Source organism: Xanthocytophaga flava, from assembly GCF_030068545.1.
Lineage (GTDB): Bacteria > Bacteroidota > Bacteroidia > Cytophagales > 172606-1 > Xanthocytophaga > Xanthocytophaga flava.
Window position 1 is genome coordinate 136,772 of the sequence record NZ_JASJOR010000009.1, and the last position, 24,639, is coordinate 161,410.

Annotated in this window: 17 protein-coding genes; 7 read left to right on the forward strand and 10 right to left on the reverse strand. The window is 39.4% G+C overall.

Features of this window, described 5'->3' with window-relative positions:
• Positions 1 to 57 precede the first annotated feature (57 nt).
• Both QNI15_RS15140 and QNI15_RS15145 read left to right on the forward strand, forming a co-directional pair.
• Entirely contained in the window at positions 58 to 432 is a 375-nt protein-coding gene (locus tag QNI15_RS15140) for a hypothetical protein (protein WP_314003219.1), read from the forward strand.
• A gap of 66 nt (positions 433 to 498) precedes the next feature.
• A complete protein-coding gene (locus QNI15_RS15145) occupies positions 499 to 1,776 on the forward strand; it encodes an ATP-binding protein (protein WP_314032397.1) in 1,278 nt (425 codons plus the stop codon).
• A gap of 44 nt (positions 1,777 to 1,820) precedes the next feature.
• Here the strand turns inward: QNI15_RS15145 and ctlX are convergent, their stop codons facing one another.
• The 4 genes from ctlX to trxA all read right to left on the reverse strand — a co-directional run bounded on the left by ctlX (position 1,821) and on the right by trxA (position 5,148).
• On the reverse strand, positions 1,821 to 2,774 hold the full coding sequence (gene ctlX, locus QNI15_RS15150) for a citrulline utilization hydrolase CtlX (protein WP_314003215.1): 954 nt from the start codon (positions 2,772 to 2,774) through the stop codon (positions 1,821 to 1,823).
• A 70-nt stretch (positions 2,775 to 2,844) separates the two neighbouring features.
• Positions 2,845 to 4,314, reverse strand: coding sequence for an arginine deiminase family protein (locus QNI15_RS15155; protein WP_313978258.1), 1,470 nt, complete (start codon positions 4,312 to 4,314; stop codon positions 2,845 to 2,847).
• Between the two features lie 176 nt (positions 4,315 to 4,490).
• On the reverse strand, positions 4,491 to 4,760 hold the full coding sequence (locus QNI15_RS15160) for a hypothetical protein (protein ID WP_314003214.1): 270 nt from the start codon (positions 4,758 to 4,760) through the stop codon (positions 4,491 to 4,493).
• A gap of 94 nt (positions 4,761 to 4,854) precedes the next feature.
• Entirely contained in the window at positions 4,855 to 5,148 is a 294-nt protein-coding gene (gene trxA, locus QNI15_RS15165; protein ID WP_314032399.1) for a thioredoxin, read from the reverse strand.
• Positions 5,149 to 5,518: 370 nt separating this feature from the next.
• Between trxA and QNI15_RS15170 the strand changes: the two genes are divergently transcribed.
• From QNI15_RS15170 to QNI15_RS15185, 4 genes are all read left to right on the forward strand, one after another.
• Complete coding sequence (locus QNI15_RS15170) at positions 5,519 to 6,175, forward strand: gluconate 2-dehydrogenase subunit 3 family protein (protein WP_313978248.1); 657 nt, start codon at positions 5,519 to 5,521, stop codon at positions 6,173 to 6,175.
• 85 nt (positions 6,176 to 6,260) lie between these two features.
• Positions 6,261 to 7,982, forward strand: a complete 1,722-nt coding sequence (locus QNI15_RS15175; RefSeq protein ID WP_314003212.1) for a GMC family oxidoreductase — start codon at positions 6,261 to 6,263, stop codon at positions 7,980 to 7,982.
• A gap of 106 nt (positions 7,983 to 8,088) precedes the next feature.
• On the forward strand, positions 8,089 to 9,807 hold the full coding sequence (locus tag QNI15_RS15180) for a GMC family oxidoreductase (RefSeq protein WP_314003210.1): 1,719 nt from the start codon (positions 8,089 to 8,091) through the stop codon (positions 9,805 to 9,807).
• 241 nt (positions 9,808 to 10,048) lie between these two features.
• On the forward strand, positions 10,049 to 10,819 hold the full coding sequence (locus QNI15_RS15185) for an AMP nucleosidase (RefSeq protein WP_313978241.1): 771 nt from the start codon (positions 10,049 to 10,051) through the stop codon (positions 10,817 to 10,819).
• A 100-nt stretch (positions 10,820 to 10,919) separates the two neighbouring features.
• On the opposite strand, the gene QNI15_RS15190 is transcribed toward QNI15_RS15185, so the two are convergent.
• From QNI15_RS15190 to dprA, 4 genes are all read right to left on the reverse strand, one after another.
• Positions 10,920 to 12,131 carry a DUF2252 domain-containing protein gene (locus QNI15_RS15190; protein ID WP_314032401.1) on the reverse strand — a complete coding sequence of 404 codons (1,212 nt, stop codon included), beginning with the start codon at positions 12,129 to 12,131 and terminating at the stop codon, positions 10,920 to 10,922.
• 59 nt (positions 12,132 to 12,190) lie between these two features.
• Positions 12,191 to 18,205, reverse strand: a complete 6,015-nt coding sequence (locus QNI15_RS15195) for an alpha-2-macroglobulin family protein (protein WP_314032403.1) — start codon at positions 18,203 to 18,205, stop codon at positions 12,191 to 12,193.
• A gap of 104 nt (positions 18,206 to 18,309) precedes the next feature.
• A complete protein-coding gene (gene pafA, locus QNI15_RS15200) occupies positions 18,310 to 19,959 on the reverse strand; it encodes an alkaline phosphatase PafA (RefSeq protein WP_314003205.1) in 1,650 nt (549 codons plus the stop codon).
• A 121-nt stretch (positions 19,960 to 20,080) separates the two neighbouring features.
• A complete protein-coding gene (gene dprA / locus QNI15_RS15205) occupies positions 20,081 to 21,196 on the reverse strand; it encodes a DNA-processing protein DprA (RefSeq protein WP_314032405.1) in 1,116 nt (371 codons plus the stop codon).
• 577 nt (positions 21,197 to 21,773) lie between these two features.
• On the opposite strand from dprA, the gene gap reads away from it, so the two are divergent.
• Positions 21,774 to 22,781 carry a type I glyceraldehyde-3-phosphate dehydrogenase gene (gene gap, locus QNI15_RS15210; protein WP_313978228.1) on the forward strand — a complete coding sequence of 336 codons (1,008 nt, stop codon included), beginning with the start codon at positions 21,774 to 21,776 and terminating at the stop codon, positions 22,779 to 22,781.
• A gap of 102 nt (positions 22,782 to 22,883) precedes the next feature.
• Here gap and QNI15_RS15215 read toward each other — a convergent pair whose 3' ends face one another.
• Both QNI15_RS15215 and QNI15_RS15220 read right to left on the reverse strand, forming a co-directional pair.
• Positions 22,884 to 24,026, reverse strand: coding sequence for a CapA family protein (locus QNI15_RS15215; protein ID WP_314003202.1), 1,143 nt, complete (start codon positions 24,024 to 24,026; stop codon positions 22,884 to 22,886).
• A 79-nt stretch (positions 24,027 to 24,105) separates the two neighbouring features.
• Positions 24,106 to 24,621: a hypothetical protein gene (locus QNI15_RS15220; RefSeq protein ID WP_314003200.1), complete on the reverse strand. Its 516-nt coding sequence runs from the start codon at positions 24,619 to 24,621 to the stop codon at positions 24,106 to 24,108.
• Positions 24,622 to 24,639 lie beyond the last annotated feature (18 nt).

Consider the following 24,639-nt stretch of genomic DNA (forward strand, 5'->3'; position numbering starts at 1 on the left):
TTAAACCTTTTTGTGAAATAGTTTTCTAAGCCATTAGAACTAACAACTTTAAAAGCAATGAAAAAGGTTATTTTAAGTGCACTTATGGGATTAATGGTTATAGGATTATCTATGGCACAACAACGTATGCCTCATACACCCGAGCAACGTGCTGAAATGCAGACAAAACGTTTAACAAAAGAGATTACATTGACTGCCGATCAGCAAACACAGGTAAAAAGTATTTTGCTAAACAGGGCAGTAAAAGTAGATAGTTTGCGTGCTGACCAGACAATGGACAAATCACAACGTATGCAGCAATTGAAGGCCATAAAAGACGAAGGAGATGCCAGCATACAAAAAGTGTTGTCACCTGAGCAGTACAAAAAGTATTTAGACTTACAGGAAGAGCAAATGGATAAAGTCCAGCAGAGACGTCAATCCAGACAATAACTTTATAGAAGGAGTTACTAAGTAGTAGGCTCCTTCTTCTTACATTAATCAACAGGCAATAAAACAATGGCATACCTGGATTTAAAGGAGGGTAGGAGTGCATTATTGGAGAGGACAACTAAGGCTGCATTTATTGTATTTATCCTTAGTGGGCTTCCTGATATAATCTTTGGGTCTTGGGGAACTCTGTGGTATCTGGTGCCTGGATTGCCTGTATGTGTCATTGCTTACTTTTTGAACAGAAAAGGTAGAGGTGTGCTGGCAGGTAATATTTTTGCATTCGGTATTAGCCTGGTTATATTTTTTTCGGCAGTCACACTCTCAAGTAAAAGCAATGCCTATCTGTTCTATTTGCCCTTTGTGATAGGATTGCCTTTTTTGATAGATTTTCGAAACAAGAAGCTATTGCTGATCCATGTTTCGCATATTACCCTTTTCTGGTTACTCCTGACTTTCTATGACAATTCGTATTACATAGTAGGGGATATGCCGCCTTCACAATTAAAAATCATTGGTCAGGTAAATATGGTTTTGTCTGTATTTTTCTGCCAGTTTTTTGTGTTTCAGATTGTGAATGCGAGCCGTAAGGCAGAAAGTGCCATTGTTATTTCTGAGCAGCAGTTACGGGCACAAAATGAGAATTTGAAAAAGGGTAATCAGGAACTGGATAAGTTTATTTACAGTGTAAGCCATGATTTGCGTTCTCCGGTTGCATCCATTCTTGGATTAACAAATCTGGGTAAACAGGAAGAAGATATTGCAGAAATGCAGGAATTTACGCATCTTATGAAGCGTAGTTTACTTCGTATGGATAGTTATATTCTAGATATTCTGGATTATTCCCGTAATACCCGTCTGGCAGTGAAGCAGGAAGAAATTGATATAAAGCAAGAGATTGATGCTATTATAAAGAATTGTTATCAGCGTGAAGAAAACTCGTTGGTAGATGTTGAGATTGAGATAGAACCCCAAACCCCGGATGCTTTCTATACGGACAGATATCGTTTGCAGATAGTCTTGTCCAAGATACTTTTCAATGCCTTTTATTACCAGAAACCAGATACTTCACATCCTCGCATACAGGTTGTGTGTCATTTATCACAACTTCATGTTGTTATCCGTGTAAAAGATAATGGGATTGGTATTGCCAGTGAAGATCTGGAAAAAATATTTACTATGTTTTACCGATCCAATGTAACCAAACCAGGTTCTGGCTTAGGACTATACATCGCCCGTGAAACAGCAGGACGCATCGGGGGAAGAATCTCTGCCACTTCACAGGAAGGTATAGGCTCAGAGTTTATGATAAGCATTCCTAATTTGGGTAGACCTTTGGTTGCCTGACAGCAATGAAACTCAGTAAAACCTCTGCCTGCTGAGTAAATATACTATAATGGAGACAAATGAACTTCTGCTATCATACAGCGGGCACTACCGCCACCATTGCGTTCAATGGTGTTTAGGTTGGTATACGTAATCTGAGTATATTTTTCAAGGCGTCGAAGCTGATCCGGTAATAAGGCTTGATAAGCTTGAGTTGACATAACCAGTAATCTTTCACCTTTACGGGAACGTAATTGCAACATGTTTCCTGCAAACCGATTTACCTGTTCAATACTCAGTTCGATGATTTCTTTATTAGTTTCTTCCAGGGTTTTTCTGACGTGATACCGTTCTTTCTCATCCTGAATGCATTCCAGACAAATAACAGCAAACTGCTCTCCAATACACATAATAACATTCGTGTGATAGATTGGTTTGTTATGTTCGTCTGTAGCATGAAAGGATACTACACGGTAGTCCATCTTTTGTGCAAACTCTTTGAGTAATTCTTCATGGGTACGAGGTGAGAGACAGGCGTAGGCAATACGATAATCTCGATCCAGTACAAGGCTTCCGGTTCCTTCCAGAAATTTATCTTCTGATTCGAAATGAGAAAGATCCACAATCTGAGATATATGAAAACGACGCTTCAGTATTTCAATAATATCCATACGTCGCTCCAGCCGACGGTTATGAGCTTGCATAGGATATAAATAAATAGTGCCACTGCCAGCCTGATGAAACGAAATCCAGTTATTGGGAAATATAGCATCAGGTGTATGAGGATCAGGGGTATCTTCTATGACCGTGACATCTATTCCAAATCCACGCAGATTGTCTACCATCATATCAAACTCCCGTAGAGCTTTAGACTGAATAGTTTCCGGATCTTCTGTAGCTGTTGCATCCTGAAATGCATTGCTTTCAGCTGTTTGCTCATTGAATGCAAATCTCACCGGACGAATCATCAGAATATGAGAAGTAGTTTGCTGGAAATTATGGATGGAATCGTTTGTCATAGTGATTTATCTATACTTTTAAAATGAAAGATGCACTTATATACCCTGAAAATTATTGTTACAATACTTATTATTGAATGGGATCTCTTAACAATGGCATACTCATACAGTGAGATCCTCCTCTGGCTCGTGAAAGCTCAGCTGAGGGAAGTAAAATAATAGTATTTTCAACTTCTTCGGGTGTAATAGTACCCTTTTCAAACTGATCGAGTAATTCTGCTGCTCCTATTGCTTCAAAGCCAGCTTGTTTAAAGGCTTCTATGGTTTTATCATTCCGGTCGTAGGCGATAGAAACCCCTTCTTTGATAGTTAACAGATTACAGGAGTCAGTCCACTGTTCCCTGGCTCCAAACGGAAACTCATTGTTGCCCGAATATACAAAAACGGTTTGTTCCTTGCACTTCAGATCATTCTGGCTAATGTCATCCAGCAGATCCTCCAGATACTCATAGTGCACAGGTTTATCTCCATATCCTTTGACAAACTGCATAATTTTGAGTTTCTCTGACGGCTTTACTTCCTGCAGACTTTCCATAAAATCCCGCTTCTCCAGTTCTTCCCCTTCTCTGGACAATGTCCCCAACAATACCCAGACATTTTGTTTTACCTGAGTAAAGATGGTATCAATATGCATAAAATCTCTTTTCTTAGGTATTTTAATAACCGTAATTTTCTCCACCACCTCTTTTTCAAACAAGATCTTGATAACCTGGTTCACTGCATAGGGTGAGGTTCGTTCACTAAGACCGATAAGGAGATGATTGGGGCTAACCATCATTACATCACCTCCCTCAAGAGTTGCCCTTTTGTAGTCTTTTTCACCATCAGGAAGCAGGAAGTGATGTTCGCTTTCAGGTATCTCTATTATCTTATCTTTCAGATGAACAAAAATGGGGTGATTGTGAAAAATGTATTGGGTCAATAAGGCTTCCCGTGTTCTGGCTATCTTTGCAGGTTTATTCAAGAGAATATGATCATTAATAGTAATGCCAATATCCCTTGTAAAAATGAAATTAGGGATAGGGGCAAAAATCATAGATTTATCAGGTAATGTCCCAGATATAAGTGTTTTGGACAATTCTTTGGAAGGCAGTGTTGTCAGATACTCTTGTGTGGTATATGAGCATCTTTCAACTGCACATATCGCTGCAAGCAAACGGATTCTTACTTTTTCATCTTCCAGTATATGAGAAAGGAGAGATTGAGGATCTATAACCTTATTGGAGTTAAAGTAATCAGGGTGTTCAGGCTTATAAAAATTTCTGCTGTTTTCCGGAGCATCAATCGTACTAATCTTTCCTTTCACTTTCTGTGGATCGAGAAAATAAAGCAATATCTTAATATATAGATCATATTCTTCACGACGCATAGTGTCCAGATGAACAATATCTTCAAACAACCAATCCTGAGCCTTTGATGGTACAACCTTACCCAGACCACTGTCAGGGCTGTGTACAATAACACGACGAAGTGTTCCTATCTCGGATGATACATTAACCTGATGGCTGGTTTTCTGTGAATGTGATGTAGTCACTAACATAAATGGAAAATGCTTATATGTAGTTTGCTGATGTGAGGCAATGCATAAAATGCCAGAATAGTATGTAATCTTATGATCACAGATTAGCTGGCAGTTATTCTTCAGATTGTTAGAGGTTTGAAACAAAAAATCAAAGACTGCATATTGCTCTTTGATGGGTTCTTCAATCCGGTTTTTTAGGAAGTAACTTTTTTTACTTTTTGCAGTTGTGTGGCTGCATCTATCATACGCAGCCAGCTGACACGTGTACCTGTTTCCAATGATTCGTATTCATATCCTGATTGGCCTTCTACAAGTTTACACCGACCCAGGTCATACCGGAGTGCATCCACAATATCTCCTACCTGTAGAGGATTTTGTTCCAAATCTGCCATGAGTGGCTTATTTACATCCTCTTTTTTCTTAGATTGATCTTTGTTACTTTTAAAAAAATCAAATAATCCCATAAACGAAAAATGGCTTTAACCTTTTCTGCAAGTTAAAGCCATTTGATGGGAATACAAAATTCTGAATATCTGAGACTATTATACATTTGGTATACTATGTAAACTGCTGGAGTACCTTTTGCAATTGATTAGACTGCATAACACCTGACTGACGCCATACTACTTTTCCTTGTTTGAATATCATCAAAGTAGGCACCCCCTGAATCCCATACTTATTGGCTACTGCCGGATTTTTATCTACATCTATTTTAAGAATACGTGCCTGATCTCCTACTCGCTTTGACAGATCCTCTAAAATAGGTGCTTGTACTTTACACGGACCGCACCAGGTTGCATAAAAATCAACTAGTACAGGTGTCTCAGCATTAATTATCTCCTGAAAGCTCATACAATTTTTTATTAGTTGTTTTAGTGTGAGAACGATGGGAACTATAAAAAAGGTTCAGTCTATAAATGGGAATCAGAATTAGATATACAGAAAGTTAAGCACCAGATATACTATTTGCTTAACTAGTTACGTTCTGTATAGCAGAAATCTTCACAAATTTGTAAAAGCCTCCAGATAAAATTTCATTTGGTTTTATTGGGATTCTCCCAAACATATTGATAATCAAACATAGATTTTAAAAAACAAGCTATTCTTATTTAGAAACAATCTATATAGAATAATTTACTTGAATACGAAAAGATATTTTTTGTATTTTGGTCAGTAAAATTTTCATTCCTTTCATAATTTAATCATTTAACAATACAAAACCTTGAATAGAAGAGATGCCATTGCCAGAGTGGCTGCCCTTATGGGTACAACACTTTCGGCACCTACTTTACTGGCAGTAATGGAAGGCTGCAATTCTGCTGCCACAAAAGAAACTGCCGCATTGTCTTTTACTCCTGATACGTTGGCGTTGATCGGTGAAATTGCAGAAACGATCATTCCTAAAACAGGTACACCTGGTGCAAAAGAAGCAGGAGTTGCAGACTTTATTAAGCTGATGCTAACCGATTGCTACACGGATGATGATCGTCAGGCTTTTTTTGAAGGATTAAAGGATGTAGATGACAAAAGTCAGAAAGCGTATAGCAAATCCTTTGTAAGTCTGGCTGCCAATGAACGTAATGAAGTATTCAAACAGGTAGAAAAGGACGCACTTGACGAAAGAACCAAACGGGATGAGGAAGCTAAAAAAGAAAAAGAACGTCCAAAACAAGGATTGGACAAAGAGATTAGTGAAGAGAAAAGTGAGTCTCCAAAGCCAAAATCTCCTATTTTCTACTTTACCATGAAAGACCTGACGTTGTTAGGTTATTTCACATCAGAGGTAGGTGCAACACAAGCATTGGCGTATGTGGCTATTCCTGGCAGATACGATGGCTGCGTTGACCTGAAACCAGGGCAGAAAGCCTGGGTGATCTAAGTTTATCTGTATTAGTTAAATAAGGAATCATTGTTGCTCCGATCTAATCATTTCCTAATCATCTTAACATTGTTTTAAAGAAAATATGAACTTAAATATAAAAGCAGATGGTCAGTTTACCTATGATGCCATTGTTGTAGGCTCAGGTATTAGTGGAGGCTGGGCTGCCAAAGAATTAACTGAAAAAGGCTTGAAAGTTGTGATGTTGGAACGAGGCCGGGATATTAAGCACGTATCTGGATATGAAACAGCCATGAAAAATCCATGGGATTTTCCGCATCGCGGAAGATTAACCAATCTGGCTAAAGAAGAGTATTGGGCTAATGTGCGTACAGGGTATACTGCTAATGAAGAATGGCGCCACCATTTTGAAAACGATAAAGAAAATCCTTATCTGGAAAAACGTCCATTTGACTGGATTCGTGGATACCATGTAGGCGGTCGTTCACTGATGTGGGGACGTCAGAGCTACCGTTGGAATGAAGAAGATTTTCTGGCAAATGCAAAAGAAGGTATAGGTACCGACTGGCCAATCCGTTATAAAGATCTGGCTCCCTGGTATGATTACGTAGAAAAATTTGCTGGTATCAGCGGCTCTATGGAAGGTTTGGATGTATTGCCTGATGGCAAGTTTTTACCCCCTATGCAAATGAACTGTGTAGAGAAAGAGGTAAAAGGTTTGGTAGAGAAAAATTTTGCCGGACGTAAGATCATCATTGGTCGCGTAGCTCACCTGACCCAACCACAACAGTTTCACACAGAGTTAGGAAGAGCACAGTGCCAATACCGTAATCTATGTATGAGAGGTTGTCCGTTTGGAGCATACTTCAGTACACAGGCAGCAACATTGCCTGCTGCCATGAAAACGGGTAACCTGACTCTTGTACCAGATTCTATCGTTTCTGAAGTTATTTATGATGAGGCTTCTGGGAAAGCAAAAGGAGTTAGGGTAATCAATCAACATGATCCTAAAGATGTGAAGGAGTATTATGCGAAAATCATATTCCTGAATGCCTCTGCTATTGCTTCTACTGCCATCCTTCTGAACTCTAAATCCAAGCGTTTTCCGAATGGATTAGGAAACGAAAGTGACCAGTTGGGACGTAATGTTATGGATCACCATCTGGCTGTAGGTGCAGGCGGACGCTTTGAAGGTATGCTGGATAAATACTACTATGGACGTCGAGCCAATGGTGTTTATATACCTCGTTACCGCAACTGGGGTAGCGACAAACGGGATTATCTGCGTGGATTTGGCTATCAGGGCGGCGCTAGCCGTGGAGGCTGGGGCCGTGGAACAGGTATGGCAGGATTTGGAGCTGAGTTCAAAGAAAGTCTGACAGAACCAGGAGAATGGGGAATGAACATCGGAGGATTTGGTGAAGTGTTACCTAATCCAGACAACCGGATGACATTATCTCCTGATCAGAAAGACAAATGGGGACTTCCATTGGTGAATTTTGATGCAGCCTATGGTGAAAACGAACGCAAAATGCGTATCGATATGATGAATGATGCGGCTGAGATGCTCGAAGCTGCTGGACTGAAAGATGTGACGCCATACAATGATGAGTCTAAACACCTGGGTATTGGTATTCACGAGATGGGCACAGCGCGTATGGGCACAAGTGCAAAGAACTCAGTACTGAACAAAAATAATCAGGTATGGGGTTGTGAAAACGTATTTGTGACTGATGGTGCTGCGATGACATCTGCTTCTTGCGTAAACCCATCATTAACGTATATGGCATTGACTGCGCGTGCTGCTGATTTTGCTGTTAAGGAACTTAAAAAACAAAATCTGTAAGCATACACTATTTTTGAAAGAACCCTGGAACTCCGGTATCAGGGTTTTTTTATTTCATATGCTTTTTCAATCTACCACAGGACTATAATCTATTCATAATTGAGCTATGAATCTTAATCTGAAAGCAGAAGACCAGCATACCTATGATGCCATTGTTGTAGGTTCAGGTATCAGTGGAGGCTGGGCAGCGAAAGAACTAACTGAGAAAGGACTTCGGGTACTGTTACTGGAACGGGGTAAGAATGTCAAACATATTGAAGATTATACCACTGCCAATACACAGATTTGGGAATTTCCGCATAGAGGACGTTTGACTCTTGATCAGAAAGAAGGACGGCCTGTACAAACCAGAGAAGGAAGTTATCCTTTTAATGAGCAGAATGGTAATTTCTGGGCTGATGATCTGGCTAACCCGTATATAGAGGAAAAACGGTTTGACTGGTATCGGGGTTATCAGGTGGGTGGTAAATCACTAACCTGGGGGCGACAATGTTACAGATGGAGTGATCTGGATTTTGAAGCAAATATAAAGGAAGGTATAGGTACTGACTGGCCAATCCGTTATAAAGATCTGGTTCCCTGGTACGAGTATGTAGAAAAGTTTGTAGGTATTAGTGGGGCTGTTGAAGGGTTGGATGTGCTTCCAGATAGTATATTTCTGCCTCCTATGGAGATGAACTGTGTAGAGAAGGAAGTAAAACAACGCATTGAGAAAAATTTTGCCGGACGAAAGATGATTATGGGACGGGCTGCCCACCTGACTCAACCTGGAAAGATACAACTGGACTTGGGACGTTCGCAATGCCAGTATCGGAATCAGTGTAGCAGAGGATGTGTCTATGGTGGATACTTTAGTACCAATGCTGCTACTTTACCTGCTGCGATGAAAACAGGTAAGCTAACCTTACGACCTTTTTCTATTGTACATTCTATTATCTATGATAATAAACTAGGCAAGGCAAAAGGAGTACGTATTGTAGATGCTCAAACCAAGGAGTCTACCGAGTATTTTGCAAAGATCATTTTTGTAAATGCATCTGCTATTAACAGTGCCTATATTCTCTTACACTCTACCTCTGATCGTTTTCCGAATGGTTTGGGAAATGAAAGTGGTGAATTGGGGCATAATCTAATGGATCATCATTCACGTGTGGGGGCTTCCGGAGTGATGGAAGGATTCGAAGATAAATATTATTATGGACAACGGGCAAATGGTATTTACATACCTCGGTTCCGGAATGTGGGTAGCGACAAACGGGATTACTTGCGTGGATTTGGCTATCAAGGCAATGCAAGTCGACAAGGTTGGGCAAGGGGAATTGCCGAAATGAACTTCGGTGCCGATTTTAAAGAGCAACTCACAAAACCAGGTCCCTGGACGATGGGATTGTCTTCTTTTGGAGAGCACTTGCCAGATCATAGAAATTATGTGTATCTGGATAAAAATAAGAAAGATCCTTACGGCTTGCCTATGTTGGTGATTGACTGTGAGTATCGGGATAATGAAAAGAAAATGCGTATCGACATGATGAATGATGCGGCTGAGATGCTCGAGGCCGCAGGTTTGAAAGAGGTAAAAGGATACGATAGAGGAGGAGTACCTGGACAAAGCAAACACGAGATGGGTACAGCTCGTATGGGCACAAGTGCAAAGAATTCCGTTCTGAACAAGAACAATCAGGTATGGGGTTGTGAAAATGTTTTCGTAACAGACGGAGCAGCGATGGCCTCTTCTTCCTGTGTGAATCCATCATTAACGTATATGGCATTGACTGCCCGTGCTGTTGACTTTGCTGTCAAGGAACTCAATAAGCAAAATATATAATACACAAGGCGATGAAGATAACTCATCGCCTTTCTTTTTTATAATATCATTCGGAAGTCTTTCATGATTCCAAATTAACAGATACTTTCTATTTGGAAGACTACATTTGGACTGAAATATGGGCAAATGTAAATAGGTAAATAGAATGCTGATGACCTACAATAGATTGTTATGTAGGCCTATATATAGTTTAACATAGCCTTCATCTGAAAGATCGTAGAAATTGCTTATTTTTGCGGGCATGAATACAAAAGATGAAATAGTAAAAGATTGGTTACCCCGCTATACGGGGGTGCCTTTGAGCGAGTTTGGTGAGTATATTCTACTAACCAATTTTCACAATTATGTTGAGATGTTTGCTGAAAAGTTTGGCGTAGAGATCAAAGGACATGGGAAGCCTATGCAAACAGCTACAGCCGAGAACATTACCATCATCAATTTTGGGATGGGAAGTGCGATGGCGGCTACCGTGATGGACCTTTTATCGGCCATAGAACCTAAAGCTGCTCTTTTCTTAGGAAAATGTGGTGGATTAAAGAAAACCAAATTGGGCGATCTGGTCCTGCCTATTGCTGCTATCAGAGGAGAAGGTACCGGAAATGATTACATGCCTCCGGAAATTCCTGCGTTACCATCGTTTCGTTTACAACGGGCGGTTTCGTCTATGATCAAAAAGCATGAACTTGATTATTGGACTGGAACGGTCTATACTACCAATCGCCGCGTATGGGAGCATGATGAAAAGTTTAAAGAATACCTGAGAGATGTCAGAGCCATGGCTATTGATATGGAAACAGCAACCATCTTTATTGTAGGATTTGCCAATTCCATTCCACATGGTGCACTATTACTAGTGTCGGATAACCCTATGACACCTGAAGGTGTAAAAACCTCTGAGAGTGACAAAAAAGTAACGTCTAATTTTGCCAAGAAACATCTGGAAATTGGTATTGATGCGTTGGTTGAATTAGCCAATTCTGGTGAGTCAGTGAAACACCTGAAGTTTGAGTAAATTGATTTTTGTGTCAAAAATCATTGGAATCCCTTGATTCCAATGATGCTGTGAGTGGCTGCTACAAGTATACCTTGTGGCTTTTTTTATGTCTAAATGATTATCTTATCCTGTTGATAAAGAAGCCATCCTGGTGGGCTTTGGTAAAACTTTGGTGATGTTGATTCATCTGCTCAGATAGGTCCTCTGTATATGCCATCAGATTTTTTTGCCATCCTTTTTCCTGTGAGAATGTAATCAGATCGTCTGTTATCGAAGATCCTTGCCTTCCGCCACTTCGCAACTGTGCCCATGCCAGCAACTGGGCTATATTTTCCAATATTTTGATGACTTTCTTGGGTTTATGGCCTAATGATGCAAAATCTATTTTGTCTTCACTGGGTTGTAGTTGTTTCAAAACAAAGGCTGTTTGATCAAGCTCCATAGCTGTGAGGAATGCTGGGCTAAAGGCTTGCATCCGTTGCTGGATGGATACAATACGATGTGCTTCATTGTCCCATTTGGGTTGAGCTACTGTTGTGAAGCTGGCAGTAGCTGATGAAACTGCTTTTTTCAGATCCCACAAACGGTATTTCTTTTTCTTGTCTTTTGCACTGCTTTCTGATAATACAATATAACGTTCCATTCCCAGACTGCCTGTACCTGCAATACGATGAGCTATATCCAGAACCTTGCCATGATAATGATGTGCATCAAGCCAGTTTTGCAAATCATGCATTAAAGATTCTTTCTTAATTGGATTAATTGGTAACGCTTTTTTTGAGTTGGTATCCAGTACCAGCTTGCCTTTCTGTTTTTTTACTCTTCCTTTAAAGATATCTTTTTGTTTTCTTCCACTTAATTTCTTCATAAAATCTCTGACAGGACCTTGAGCAAAATCCCTTTCCAGTAATCTGGGATTACCTGTTTGTAGGGTAGATGTATATTGTTTCAGAAATAATTTGACAAAGTGTTGTTGTTCTGTACGTTTGAAATGCAATAGATCTGTAGCTAGAAATATTCCGCTCGTGATACGTACTAACTCCCATAAAGCGGGACCCAGTAAAGATTCATCAAAGTCATTGATGTCAAAATAAGTGAGCGAATTATGGCCTTTGTAACTTCCAAAGTTCTCCAGATGCAGATCCCCGCAGGACCATACAATTGGAGATTGGTGTAAGAATGACTCCTGTTGAATAGTCTGATAAAATAGATGGCAGCAACCTCTGAAAAAACTGAGAGGGTTGGCTGCCATCTGAGCATACTTTCTGGGTAGCAAACGGGCATCTCTATCCTTATTGAACTGATGGATAGTTTCTGGAATATTCAGCATAAAAGGGTTTGTTAGATACAAAAACAGGCCCTTAAAATGCTATAATATCCTTCATATTCCTATTTTATCCGAATTTTTGTTAATTCATTTCGTCCGAAGAATGTTGGAAAATACATGAGTTCTGCTTTAGCTGGATTTAGTGTATAGGCACCTGCATAGCGGGCAACCAGTTGTATATCAAAAGTGTATATCCCTTTATTCAGCTTAGTACAATAAATGGAAGTTTTTTGCCGGAATGGCTCTCGATACGTTTCATACCAGTTTTGTGCCCAGCTTTTTTGAGACTCATCACTATATGAGCATCCTGCCGGAATGGGTACCTCTACCAGTACATAATCGGCATCTTTGGTTACATTGACCGAAACATGTAATGTTATCTGATCTCCCTGTTTTAATACTTGCTGTGTTAATCCAGTTCCTTTAAAACTGGTTTTGATTATAAAGTCTTTTTCAACTTTAGTAGGGCTGGCATTGTGAAACTGTTGGTAGCTGGTCAGGTATACTGGTAATGTACCGCTTTTTTGAATTCTCAGAATATCTTTTGCTGCCACTTCTGTTTCAAATGGAAATGAAGTAATGGTTTTGCTTTCCGAACCATTCTTTATAAGTAGCTGTGATTTCTGTATTGTGGTATCACTTCCTAACACATCAGGCAGTATCGTTTCAATGATCTGAGAAGACTCATAGGTATTACGCCAGTAGCCAGTTGCTCTTTTCTCGAAAAAATAATTCCTTATGCGACTAAGTTCTGCTTCATGCCCTCCTTGTACTTTCAGAATCCGGTATACAAGAAGCGTAGTTTGTATCTCATTCAAATAGGGATGGTATTGAACTTCTCCCCAGTAGCTACTGCCAAATAGGGTTTGTTGTCGGATACGAAACAGTGTATCTGTTGAGTAAGTAAGTCCAAATTGCTGACGTAAGGCCATTCGTTGCAAATACTGATACAAAGAAGGTTTAGATTCTTTAATTACTTTCTGATACCCCAGTTTATTTTTTACTATACTCTCTTTTTTGGTAATAAAGAAGATATCAAGTCCTGTAATATACTTGGTAAAGTTGCTATTTGCCTGAAGACGTTTGAGAATCTGTAACATGCGTATCTGATCGTCAAAAGATACCTTTTCTTTCTCCAGTTGGTAGGTGAAATAGTTAATAAGATTTTGTCTGTTAAACGATACAGTATATCCTGCTGTCTGTGCATCAAGTAGGGCTTCTGTTGCATGGGTAGTTACCCAAACAGCCACAGGGCCTTCTTTCCACCAACTCCATGCTCCTTCTTTTAATTGTGCCTGTTCCAGTTTCCGGATAAGTTTTTGTATGTCCTGATCAAATGCAAAGGATTTATGTAGCTGATTACAGATACGTTTGCTGGCGAGATAGGCTTTAATCTTAGAGGCAATTTGTTCGTTACACAGATATTCGTATCGATGCAGATGCTCAATCTCATCCAGTAAGATATCCAGTACCTGTGCACGGGCGTATATTTTTACTTTACCTAAAGTCGTATCAAAACGTAATTGAACGGTGGTGTCTCTTTCCAGATTCCAAAATTGACCTTTGGTTTCTGTTACACCTACTGGAAATATAGGAATAGAGCGCATTTCTCCATCTGTATAACCATCTGGTTTTTGCAGGTAGTATTTGAGCTGTAGTGAATCTGAGGTCGTAGCTGAAAGTATCAACGAATCAACAGTAGCATTGATAGCTTGTATTTGCTTTCTGGATTGGATCTTAGTATTCACTTCAAAACTGGTTTGTAAGGCAATCGTGTCTGGAGTATAGTTGAGAGACTTGCCAATTACCTGTGTACTATCGCCCTGAATCAGAAAACGAGGAACAGATAATGTAGCAGCCAGACTCTTGAATGCCTTGACAGAACTTTCAGAAAACCCGGTTTGTTTTTTATTTCCCATGACAACAAAGAATGTACGCCAGTTGGTAATATCATCCGGAAATGTAGCCGTGAAGGAAACTTCACCTTTTTTATCTGTAGTGAGCTGAGGTTCCCAGAATGCATAATCAGAGAATCGGCTCCGGATCGCATTTTCAGCAGGAATGGTGGTTATTTCAGGAAAAGGTGAATCGTTGGGTTTGGGTAAAATACTATTAGGTTTGGAGGTTATCAGTATCACTCCATTGGCTGCCCGTGCTCCATACAGTCCTGTAGCCATATCAGCCTGAAGGATTTCTGCTGATGCGATCAGGGCAGGATCTATGTCTGTTAAGTTATCATAGGGAACTCCATCAATAACAATAAGCGGACGCTGTGTAGCAGGTATACTTGACAAACCACGTAGTCTGATGCGTTTGTCTTCTTTGATAATCACACCTGCTATTCTACCTTGCAGAGATTGATTTATTGTTGAGATAGCACCTGTGATGGATTTTTTTTGTTGTGTTGCATAACCTATAACTACTACTTCCTGCAATGCTTTTACATCTGCAATTAACTGGACATCTATCACAGAGCGATTGCGAATTGATGTTTCTTCTGTCACGTATCCTATGAAAGAGAAATTTAGAATCCCATCTGCTGGAACATACAGCTTATAAAACCCATTGGTGTCACTAACTGTACCACGAGTGGTGTTTTTTACAGATATAGATACTCCTGACAGAGGTGAACCAGTTTCATCCAGTATTTTGCCTTGTACATAATGTGTAAAGCCTTCAGAAGAGACCTGAGATGGATAATAGGATTTTATGACAGGCTTATTGTCCTGTAATTGGTAAGCAAGATCTATCTTGACCTGTACAGATTTTTTTATCTGTTCAAAGAGAGTATTGCTGTACTCATCTGCTGGTAGAACAGCATTCCAATCAGGTTGATAATAGGTTGTCGCATTTTTCTGGATATAGATGGGTGATGCCAGTAGATATTCATTCTTATCGAGGAGAATTGCCATACAATAAGTACCTGCTTCCATGTTATGCATTAATTGGGAATAAGATGGGTATATGCGGAAGAATGATGGATTATTATCCTGATATAAGACAAAATACTGGATAATTTTTGACTTTGTGTCTGGTTGTGAATGCCGTATCTCTAATCTTCCGTGTCCGGAAGCAGTATGATTTGGATTATTGTAGTATTCAGTAGGATAGGAGGGAACTGCCTGATAGGCTTTGGTAAGTGAATCTATTTCCTCCACAGTCCATGCTCTTTCTGCGAAGTTAGGCTTACTAATGTTGTTATTGGCTAAGAATAAGTCTTTAAAACCAGTCCATGTACGCATTTTGAGTAGCTGAGGTTGAAAGTCGTATTCAAACGAAGGCTCAAAGATAAAGTCCGTAGAAAATACTTTTTTCGATACAAAATGAGTCAGATTGGGTTTTACAGGACCAATGAAATAGGAAGACCTATTTTGAGAAGGATTATGAATAGTAAGTATTTGTTTACCCTGATGAATATACACATAGTTGCTACCAAAAAAGTTTTGTTTTACTGGCATCAGATGTTGATTTAAAACAGCTAGCTCTGTAGGAGACAGGTAGGGCTTCAGAGTGTCTATCTCTGTTTGTTTATGAAGTGTATCAGATGCATTTCGGATGAAAGGTAGTATTTTTTCTCTTTTTTTAGGTTTATAGAAACTTTGTGGATCAATACTTAGAATTAGCTTATGTTGTGCTTTCAGGTACACGCTATCCAGCTCAATTTGTAAGGTTTGAGTACGGATCTTTATATGATGATACCCTGAGTCGACATGAAAGCTATACCGCTGACCTACATCTGCCACCTGAAAATAGACAGGTTGTTCATCAATAAACAGCAAGTGAATTTGCTGGATTTTGCCATCTATTACTACAAATGGAGCTATTTGAGTCATGAGGTTTGGCATTGACAGATATTGTTTATAGATACCGTTTTTGGGATAGAGAAACTGAAAATAGGCGAGGCTATCCAACCCCATCTCTTTATGCCAGCGATTCCATTGCAATTTGCGATTGGTTTCTGCCTGGTTACCCTCAAACTTATTTCTTAATTGAAAGCTGTTTTTGATTTTACGGCTATGATAACGTTTGCTGAAATCAGGTATGTTGGGAGTTCTCAGTTCTGTAAATTTGCGCGTAATCCCATAGGCTGTCACATCAGCATTAGCAACAGGCTTGCCTTTGATATCCCGTACACTCACACGTATAGGAATAGCCTGCCCAGGAGATATGGTAGCAGGCTGAGTAGTTTCAATCTGTAATTGTTTATTTGCCAATGGTATTTCATACTCATTCTCATATACCTTATTATTCCAGATGTATTGTACAGAAGCAGAGTAGTTTTGACGAAGTGACGCTTTACGTTTAATCTGTAAGTCTGTATGATCTTGTCCGGAAGTGAGTTGTTTGTTTTTATGATGGAGTGTATACCAGAATGGAAGGTGTTTGGGGTTAACTATCTGCACTGATACAGAGTCAATTGTTCGGTTTGTAAAGACCTGGAAACCGGAAGATTGAGATTGTAGTTCTAAGGATACACTTTGAGAGGAATCTTCCAGTGAATAGGTTTTAGTATAGGGATTGACAAGTTCTTTGTAAGGTAAAGAAACATCTTTGTGTACGATTTCACCTTCTTCATCAGCATTTGCATATAAAGTAAGCATCGCCTGATGGGATTGGGACTTTCCTGCTACCAGATAATCCGCAACCAGTGAATCATTTTGTATAGACAATTTTAAAGTGGAAGAACTATATGCTCGGCTAAATGTTAGTGTGTGGTTGTGACGTTCGTTGTTGCTATTAAGAAATGCCGCATCCAGTTGGTATTGTATCGTGGCATTGGGAAAAATAGAGTCGGGTACTATGATTCGGGTTTCGCCTGTTGCATCCAGTTTCTGATCCTGCCTCCAGATTGTATCTGGAACAATCACCTGCGATTGAGGAAAGTTTCCTGTAGACTGTGGGTAGAGCCTGAGTTGTACACGAGCATCCATTACATTTAACTCATTCTCATCTATTCCTTTGGCAAATAGCTGTATTTTTTCGCCTGTAGTATATTCTTTTTTGTCGATGCGGATTGTAAATGTGTTGGACTTAAGCTCATAATCTTCATAGGTGAAATTTCCTGTCACATATTCTCCCTCTTTTTTATCCTTGAAAATAACCTGACAGGTAGTGCCTAACTTTATACGAAGGCTATCTGCAAGAATAAATGAAAACTCATATAAGCCAGGTTGATAAGGTTGTATAATACCTAATTTAATTTGCTTTTCCTGTGTATGTCCTTTGTAAAGCCATGCCTCCAGTTCTTTATGGATAGGATGTCCTGACCTTCTTCTACGAATAAATGCTTTCAATCGAACCGTGTCTCCAGCTCTGTAACGAGGTTTATTGAAGATAACTAGTCCCTGGTGACGTCGGGCAACTCTAACATCTCTCTGAAAGCCGGAAAAATTTGTTTCCCACCAGTTTCCATCAAACAGATGTGTTACGTCCTTAATCCAGCCTTGGGGATAACCACTTCTGACAGATGCATAAACCTGGTAAAAGGGCATGGTTATATACCCTAATCCGGGCCGTCCCAAAAAGACCCTACGCATAGTATTGGCTAAGTGGTTACTACCATATTGAGTGGTGACCGATGTATAGGAAGTAAATCCTTTATAGTCAATAGCCAGAAACCCTTTCCGATTAGTATTTCGAATGCGATACGACTGTGTTTTGGTATCAAAGGGAATCTTACGTTTTTTGAGAAACACATTAGCAGCAGAAATGCGATTGCCTAACGAGTCATGTAGATGGATGGCTAAGTCATTTTTATTATTCAGAAGCTTTATCTGTAACTGCCCGACTGACTTTAATTCATAAACCAACCGATCTTCTGAAGCATAAGCCAACAAATAGTGACCTTGTGGAAGTATACGAGTGTATGCTTTGGCTGTTTGAAAGGAATCTATAACAGTATGAAAGAATTTATCTGTGACAGATGATAAATCTTTCTTATAAATGGTACGAGCTTCTATATTAGTAATTTGAAAAACATAAGTATAGAAGCTTGTTGTCCGACTATGGACTAAGCTCTGGCCTATTGATATAAAGGAGAGAAAAACAAAAAAAGGGAGTAGAAAAAGTGTTTTCATAACAGCTTGCGGTTTTTCTTCAGATGCCGCAAGCTGTTAAATTCCATAAAAAATAAATTACCTTTACTATCAGATACCTGGTAATCAGATAACTTTTTAAAAGGTTATTTTCCTACAGGGATCGGTTTGCCAATACAACCACTAGGTTCCATAATATTGAGCAGTTGGGCTATTGTGGCAGATATATCTGTCACAAAAACTTCATCTATGCTGCTGCCATGTTTTACTGGGCCTCCATAAAAGATCACAGGCACATGCGTATCATAGGCATAAAATGAACCATGCGTAGTACCTTGTTTGCGACCTTCAAACCAGTTAGGCTCCAGCGCAATGTAGATATCTCCAGAACGTTTACGATGTATACCATTCTTGATCATTTTGATAAAATGCTCAGGCAGAATACTTTCATTGATTTCGTGAAGATTGATCACATTCGCTACCCCATTTAATTGCAGAAGGGAAGGTGTGATGCTTTCATAAATGTCTTCAACTGTTTTTCCTTTTTGTTGTAGCAAAGTATAGTTTAGATACAGTTGATTGTTTTCGTAACTACGTATCCAGTCACCTTCGCCAAATTGTGTGTTCAGTTGTTTTTTCAGGTTGGTAAGCATGGTTCTGCCATCAAATACTCCTGCTGGAACATTCATTTTTGTCATATGTTCTGCTGCAGGAGCAACCGCATGATCTGCACTCAAAAATACCAGTACGTTGTTTTTTCCGATATAGGTATCCAAATAAGTTAGTAATTCAGCAATATCACGATCCAGACGAAGATAGGTGTCTTCTGTCTCGATGGCATATGGTCCATACTGATGTCCTACATAGTCTGTAGAAGAGAAGCTAACTGTCAGAAAATCGGTTACTTTGCCTTTACCCAGATTTTCTCCTTTTATAGCAGCCAGTGCAAAGTCTTTCGTGATTGTATTGCCTGATGGTGTAGAACGAATTAATTCAAAATCGGCTGTTCTTAACTTAGGCAGGTCATGGGGGAAAGAAGAGCTTGTTTCGTTCCGGAAACGACCCTCATGAGCCTGATCGTCAGAGGTACTTTCGCTGTATTGAGCTGCATTTAGGAGAGGTGTCCATACCTGAGAAAGATATTTAGCAGCCAGCTTCTGCCCATTAAACTGTTGTACCCATTCTGGTAGCTGCTTCATGTAGTAATCACTTGTAATCCAGTTACCGCTGAACGAATCAAACCAATAGGCTGCATTGGCAAGATGCCCGGCAGGCAGAATGGCTCCCCGATCTTTCAACGCTATGCCGACAACCTTGGACTGCATATTGTTTGACAAACGTAACTGGTCTGTAATTGTAGTTACCAGCAAATTACGTGGGGACATCAGACCTGCCTGAGATTCACTGCCTATAGTATGTGCTGTACTATCTTCTGTACAATATACCACTTTGCCTGTGCGCTGATCAAACCATTCATTGCCAGCTATACCATGAATAGCTGGAACAGAACCTGTATATACACATGTATGACCTGGAGCGGTATAGGTAGGTACATAATTGTAGTGAGCATTTTTACAGGAAAATCCTTCACGTACCAACCTTTTAAATCCACCTTCACTAAATTTACTGTTATAGCGGATCAGAAAATCATAACTCATCTGATCTACTACAATACCAATTACCAGCTTAGGTTGTGAGCTGGTGGTAGCTTTGCTTATCGCTGGAGATTTCTTTGCAGATTTATGTTGTGCCTGTAAAGAAAGTGTGACAAGCAGTAGGATTAGTATTTTTTTCATTGGGTTTGTTGGTTTTTGCAGCAAATTAAAACAGAATTGAATATGGTTTGAATTAATTCTTTATTAAGTATTACGTTATTGGTGCAAAAACTTCTTTTGGGTAAACGTATTCTATTACTAATCAGGCTAAAGAAAACCGTTTGCCAGGTAAAGATTTAATTAATCCTTGTAGTTCAAGCGTAAGAAGTATGGATGCCATCTGATTAACTGGAATCTGCGATTTCCAACTGAGGTCATCAATTAGTATATCAGGTTGTGTTGTGAGCAGAGTCAAAATACTTTTTTCAGATTCAGATAAACCCTCTTGTTGCATCCATGGAATAGGTACTGATGGATTGTTTTTCTCGCCAGTTTCTTCTGCCCAACCTATCAGATACTCAAGATCAGATAATGATGTATAAATATGTGCCTGATGATTACGTATAAGTCGATTGCAACCTGCAGAGTAGGGTTGGTCGAGGCTGCCAGGAATTGCCATCACATCACGATTATAATCATTGGCAATCTGTGCTGTTATTAAAGCACCACCTTTAATGGCTGCTTCAACCACAATGGTTACATCTGACATTCCAGCTACAATGCGGTTTCTATCCGGAAAATGAGGGGCATCAGGTTTGGTTCCAAAAGTATATTCTGTAAGTAATCCACCGTTATTAAACATTTGCTGAGCTGTATTTTTATGTGCAGCCGGGTAAATTGTGTCAATTCCGCTTCCCAAGACGCCTACAGTTGGAACACTATGTTTGACAGAGGCTTTGTGTGCTGTAATGTCTATGCCGTAAGCCAAACCACTCACTACTAATACATCCGGATATACAGACAAACTTGTTATTAGTTCTTCTGTTATTTTCTTTCCATAGGTAGTTGCATTACGTGTTCCCACAATGGCAACAACCTTCTTCGCATTTAGATCTGCTGTGCCTTTGTAATACAATAACATAGGAGCATCCGGCAGTTGCTTAAGGCGAGTAGGATAATCCTTATTTGTATAGAAAAGTATTCGAACATTCTGCTTAAGTGCTTGTTCATAGACAAAATCTGCTACACTAAAGCCTTCTCTGGCATGTATAATCTCGGCTGTCTTGTCTCCTATTCCCGGAATTCGGGTTAGTTTTCCTTTTGAAGCTTTGAATACTTCCTGGGCAGATCCACAATAACTTACCAATTGTCTGGAAAGAGCAATGCCTATACCTGGTGTAAGACTGAGTGCAATCTGATGTATGATTTCTTCTTCCATTTAGACTAAAAAATATTTTTGATTTTATACAGTTTCAATGGTGTAGGTAAATGTTTATGTAATGGTTTTTTGTTTCTGTGTGAAGATATAGAGGTATGAAATTGTAAATTTAATGGAGATAGTAAATGTGAAATACCTGAGAGAGAGCATATCTCTAGTAAATATCTCAATAGAAACTAAAAATTTTCTGTAGTAAAATGAAGTATATTGAGAGATTATGCAAAATGATTTTTTGATAAAATAAGATAGTTTAAAGTGTAGATGTTTCTGTCACTATATGCTGTTGGTGAATGATAATATGAAATTCTATTGTGTTGATTTGTAGTTGTTTACAGCCTTATTGAGTTGGCCGGATATGTGGATTTTATTGTTTTGTTGTATCTTTTTTGTTACTCATTACTTTTGTAGGTAGATATACGGAATTATTTTACAGACACTTAAGTTATCTAAATAGAGGCATCAAAAATCTGCTTTGAATAGCATTGGAAGGCAAAAAATAAAAAACCTCCTTGTTTGTATTCAAAAGATTATTCAGATTTGCTGTCTCAATTGGAAACCTTTTAACCTCATATTACTCATGGCAAAAATAAAAGTAGGTATCAATGGGTTTGGTCGTATCGGTAGACTGGTATTTCGTGCAGCCGTTACTAACCACCCTGAAATCGAAATAGTAGGTATCAATGACTTGATTGATGTAGAATATATGGCATATATGCTTCGTTATGATTCTACTCATGGATTATTTAAAGGGGATGTGAAGGTGGAAGATGGGAAACTGGTTGTAAACGGAAACGCAATCCGTGTTACTGCCGAAAAAGATCCTGCTAACTTGAAATGGAATGAAGTAGGTGCTGAATACGTAGTAGAATCTACTGGTTTATTCCTGGATCAGGAGAAAGCTGGTTTGCATTTGAAAGCTGGTGCAAAACGTGTGGTTATCTCTGCTCCTGCAAAAGATGACACTCCTACTTTTGTAATGGGAGTAAATAACGAATCATATAAGCCAGAAATGACTATCATTTCTAACGCATCTTGTACTACTAACTGTCTTGCTCCTATCGCTAAAGTATTGAATGATAAATGGGGTATTGAAGAAGGTTTGATGACTACAGTACACGCTGTGACAGCTACTCAGAAAACTGTAGACGGACCTTCTATGAAAGACTGGAGAGGTGGACGTGGTGCTTATCAGAACATCATTCCTTCTTCTACAGGTGCTGCTAAAGCAGTAGGTTTGGTTATCCCTCAATTGAAAGGAAAACTGACTGGTATGTCTTTCCGTGTTCCTGTAGCTGACGTTTCTGTAGTAGACTTAACAGCTCGTCTGAAAACTCCTGCTACTTACGAAGAAATTAAAGCAGAAATGAAACGTGCTTCTGAGCAGGAACTGAAAGGTATCCTGGGATACACTGAAGACGAAGTGGTTTCTTCTGATTTTATTGGAGATGCTCGTACATCTATCTTCGATGCAAAAGCAGGTATTCAGTTAAGCCCAACTTTTGTTAAAGTTGTTTCATGGTATGATAACGAGTGGGGATACTCTAACAAACTGGTTGAGTTAATCACTTATACTGCTAAAATCTAATTTGTAAATAATAGCATAGTATATACTAAAAGCACCCTGCCAGTTATTGGTAGGGTGCTTTTTATGTGAGTTATTGAATTAGATAAGGTACAGAAACAATAGTTATTTTAATTGTTCATCCTGCATGGCTTCTATTTTAGCTTTTCGTTCAATAAGGCCTGCTGCACTTATAGAAAGAGGTACTCCTGGAAAGTCTGATGTCAGAAGACGCTGGAGTGTCTTAATTGCTTTGTTATCTTGGTCTAGCTGACAACCTCCTTCTCCTGTTTGTTTGATTGGTGTGACTTCGGCTTTTATAAACTCTCCATTTCTGTTAATAGAAACTTTTACAATAGGTGCTACTCCTCCTTCACCCGTCAGGCTGAAACGGCCATAAGTACAGAAATTGCCCAGGCTATAGATAATAAACCGATCCTTATATAAGTCTACTGAACGGGTAACATGTGGTCCATGGCCTAAAATAACATCCGCACCTGCATCGATCATCTTGTGTGCAAAATCATACGGATTGCCCCTGTTTTCTCCTACAAAGAGCTCTGTCTTTTTTGTAACATGCTGTGCTCCACGACCTTCTGCACCCCCATGAAAGGAGACGATTACTATATCAACGGAATCTGCCAGTTGACGAACCATCTCCTGAGCTTCTTTGATTTTGCGTATATCCAGAGTCCCTTCATTGGGCGCAAAAGCGATTAAACCATACCGGGTACTATCCTTTACAAAGACAGTAGTGGGAGCTACCTGTAACCCTGCATAAAGTATTCCATTGGATTCAAGTGTCTGCCTTGAACTTTGTCTTCCTACAGGTCCGAAATCTCCGCTATGGTTATTGGCCAGACTCATCATATCAAAGCCTGCATCTACAAGGTATTTTCCATAACGCGTAGGCGTCCGGAATGCATAGCAGATAGCAGGATTGGAACAAGTCTTTACCTTGCCACCTTTGTTTTTATCCAGTAAGGTTCCTTCCAGATTGCCAAAGGTTACATCGGCATTACGCAGTATCGTTTTGATTGAATCTGGAAAGATAGTAGCTCCATCATTGGGAGGTAAAAATGAAGAATCCGGATAATCAGTACCCATCATAATGTCTCCTACACCAATGATTGTAAGTGTGTCTGCCTTATGCGAAAGCGTATCTGATGAGATCTGTACAGTATCCTGTTTGATCTTTAATGTGTCCTGGGCCTGAATGGTGGCTGTATAGCTTACTCCTAAAGCAATGGTAATCAGTTTTTTATACATGGTGTTTTGTTCTGGCGAGCCGTAAAGATACCAAACCAGAGGCTGGCAGAAAAGGAGTAATCCAACAAAAGTAAAGAGCCTATTCTTTTTCATGGATACGAAAGCCTATTGCTGACCGTTCAGTTTGTTCACCATTGAGAAACCGCTCAAAACGATTTTCAAGAAACCGACATAAGTAATCATGCAGATAATGTAGAAAGGAAGAAAAGTCTGTTTCTGATTCTTCAGAATGAATAAAGAAATCTTCTTCTTCCGGAAGACGTACTATAAACCGGCCATTGAGTTTCTTAAAGAGTATTTCTACAATTAAAAGAAAACCTTGTCCCTGAGGAGGTGTGTCTGTATAGGGAATATTAAGGCCATATCGAACGTGCCAGAAACCTTTTTCATCCATCAATAAGGCCTCTGTTAAACTGGAAACTGTTTTCTGCTGATCTTCTCCTCCTATGAAGAAAAAATTTTCTTCAGGTATCTGGTAATAGTTTTTTACAGCTTCTGTTAATAACTGTGCGAACTGGAAACCCGCTTGTTCGTAGTTATGATAAAATTGGCGATCTGTTTGATAGATCTGTACTAATTCGGTGAATTTGGACATATAGTATTGGATTCAAAT

Excerpts from the sequence above, each read along its gene's own strand:
- ctlX (WP_314003215.1), bottom strand. The coding sequence starts at position 2,774 with ATGACAAACGATTCCATCCATAATTTCCAGCAAACTACTTCTCATATT.
- QNI15_RS15220 (WP_314003200.1), bottom strand. The coding sequence starts at position 24,621 with ATGTCCAAATTCACCGAATTAGTACAGATCTATCAAACAGATCGCCAA.
- QNI15_RS15145 (WP_314032397.1), top strand. The coding sequence starts at position 499 with ATGGCATACCTGGATTTAAAGGAGGGTAGGAGTGCATTATTGGAGAGG.
- QNI15_RS15140 (WP_314003219.1), top strand. The coding sequence starts at position 58 with ATGAAAAAGGTTATTTTAAGTGCACTTATGGGATTAATGGTTATAGGA.
- QNI15_RS15215 (WP_314003202.1), bottom strand. The coding sequence starts at position 24,026 with ATGTATAAAAAACTGATTACCATTGCTTTAGGAGTAAGCTATACAGCC.
- gap (WP_313978228.1), top strand. The coding sequence starts at position 21,774 with ATGGCAAAAATAAAAGTAGGTATCAATGGGTTTGGTCGTATCGGTAGA.
- QNI15_RS15160 (WP_314003214.1), bottom strand. The coding sequence starts at position 4,760 with ATGGGATTATTTGATTTTTTTAAAAGTAACAAAGATCAATCTAAGAAA.
- QNI15_RS15185 (WP_313978241.1), top strand. The coding sequence starts at position 10,049 with ATGAATACAAAAGATGAAATAGTAAAAGATTGGTTACCCCGCTATACG.
- QNI15_RS15155 (WP_313978258.1), bottom strand. The coding sequence starts at position 4,314 with ATGTTAGTGACTACATCACATTCACAGAAAACCAGCCATCAGGTTAAT.
- QNI15_RS15175 (WP_314003212.1), top strand. The coding sequence starts at position 6,261 with ATGAACTTAAATATAAAAGCAGATGGTCAGTTTACCTATGATGCCATT.
- QNI15_RS15180 (WP_314003210.1), top strand. The coding sequence starts at position 8,089 with ATGAATCTTAATCTGAAAGCAGAAGACCAGCATACCTATGATGCCATT.
- QNI15_RS15190 (WP_314032401.1), bottom strand. The coding sequence starts at position 12,131 with ATGCTGAATATTCCAGAAACTATCCATCAGTTCAATAAGGATAGAGAT.
- pafA (WP_314003205.1), bottom strand. The coding sequence starts at position 19,959 with ATGAAAAAAATACTAATCCTACTGCTTGTCACACTTTCTTTACAGGCA.
- dprA (WP_314032405.1), bottom strand. The coding sequence starts at position 21,196 with ATGGAAGAAGAAATCATACATCAGATTGCACTCAGTCTTACACCAGGT.
- QNI15_RS15195 (WP_314032403.1), bottom strand. The coding sequence starts at position 18,205 with ATGAAAACACTTTTTCTACTCCCTTTTTTTGTTTTTCTCTCCTTTATA.
- trxA (WP_314032399.1), bottom strand. The coding sequence starts at position 5,148 with ATGAGCTTTCAGGAGATAATTAATGCTGAGACACCTGTACTAGTTGAT.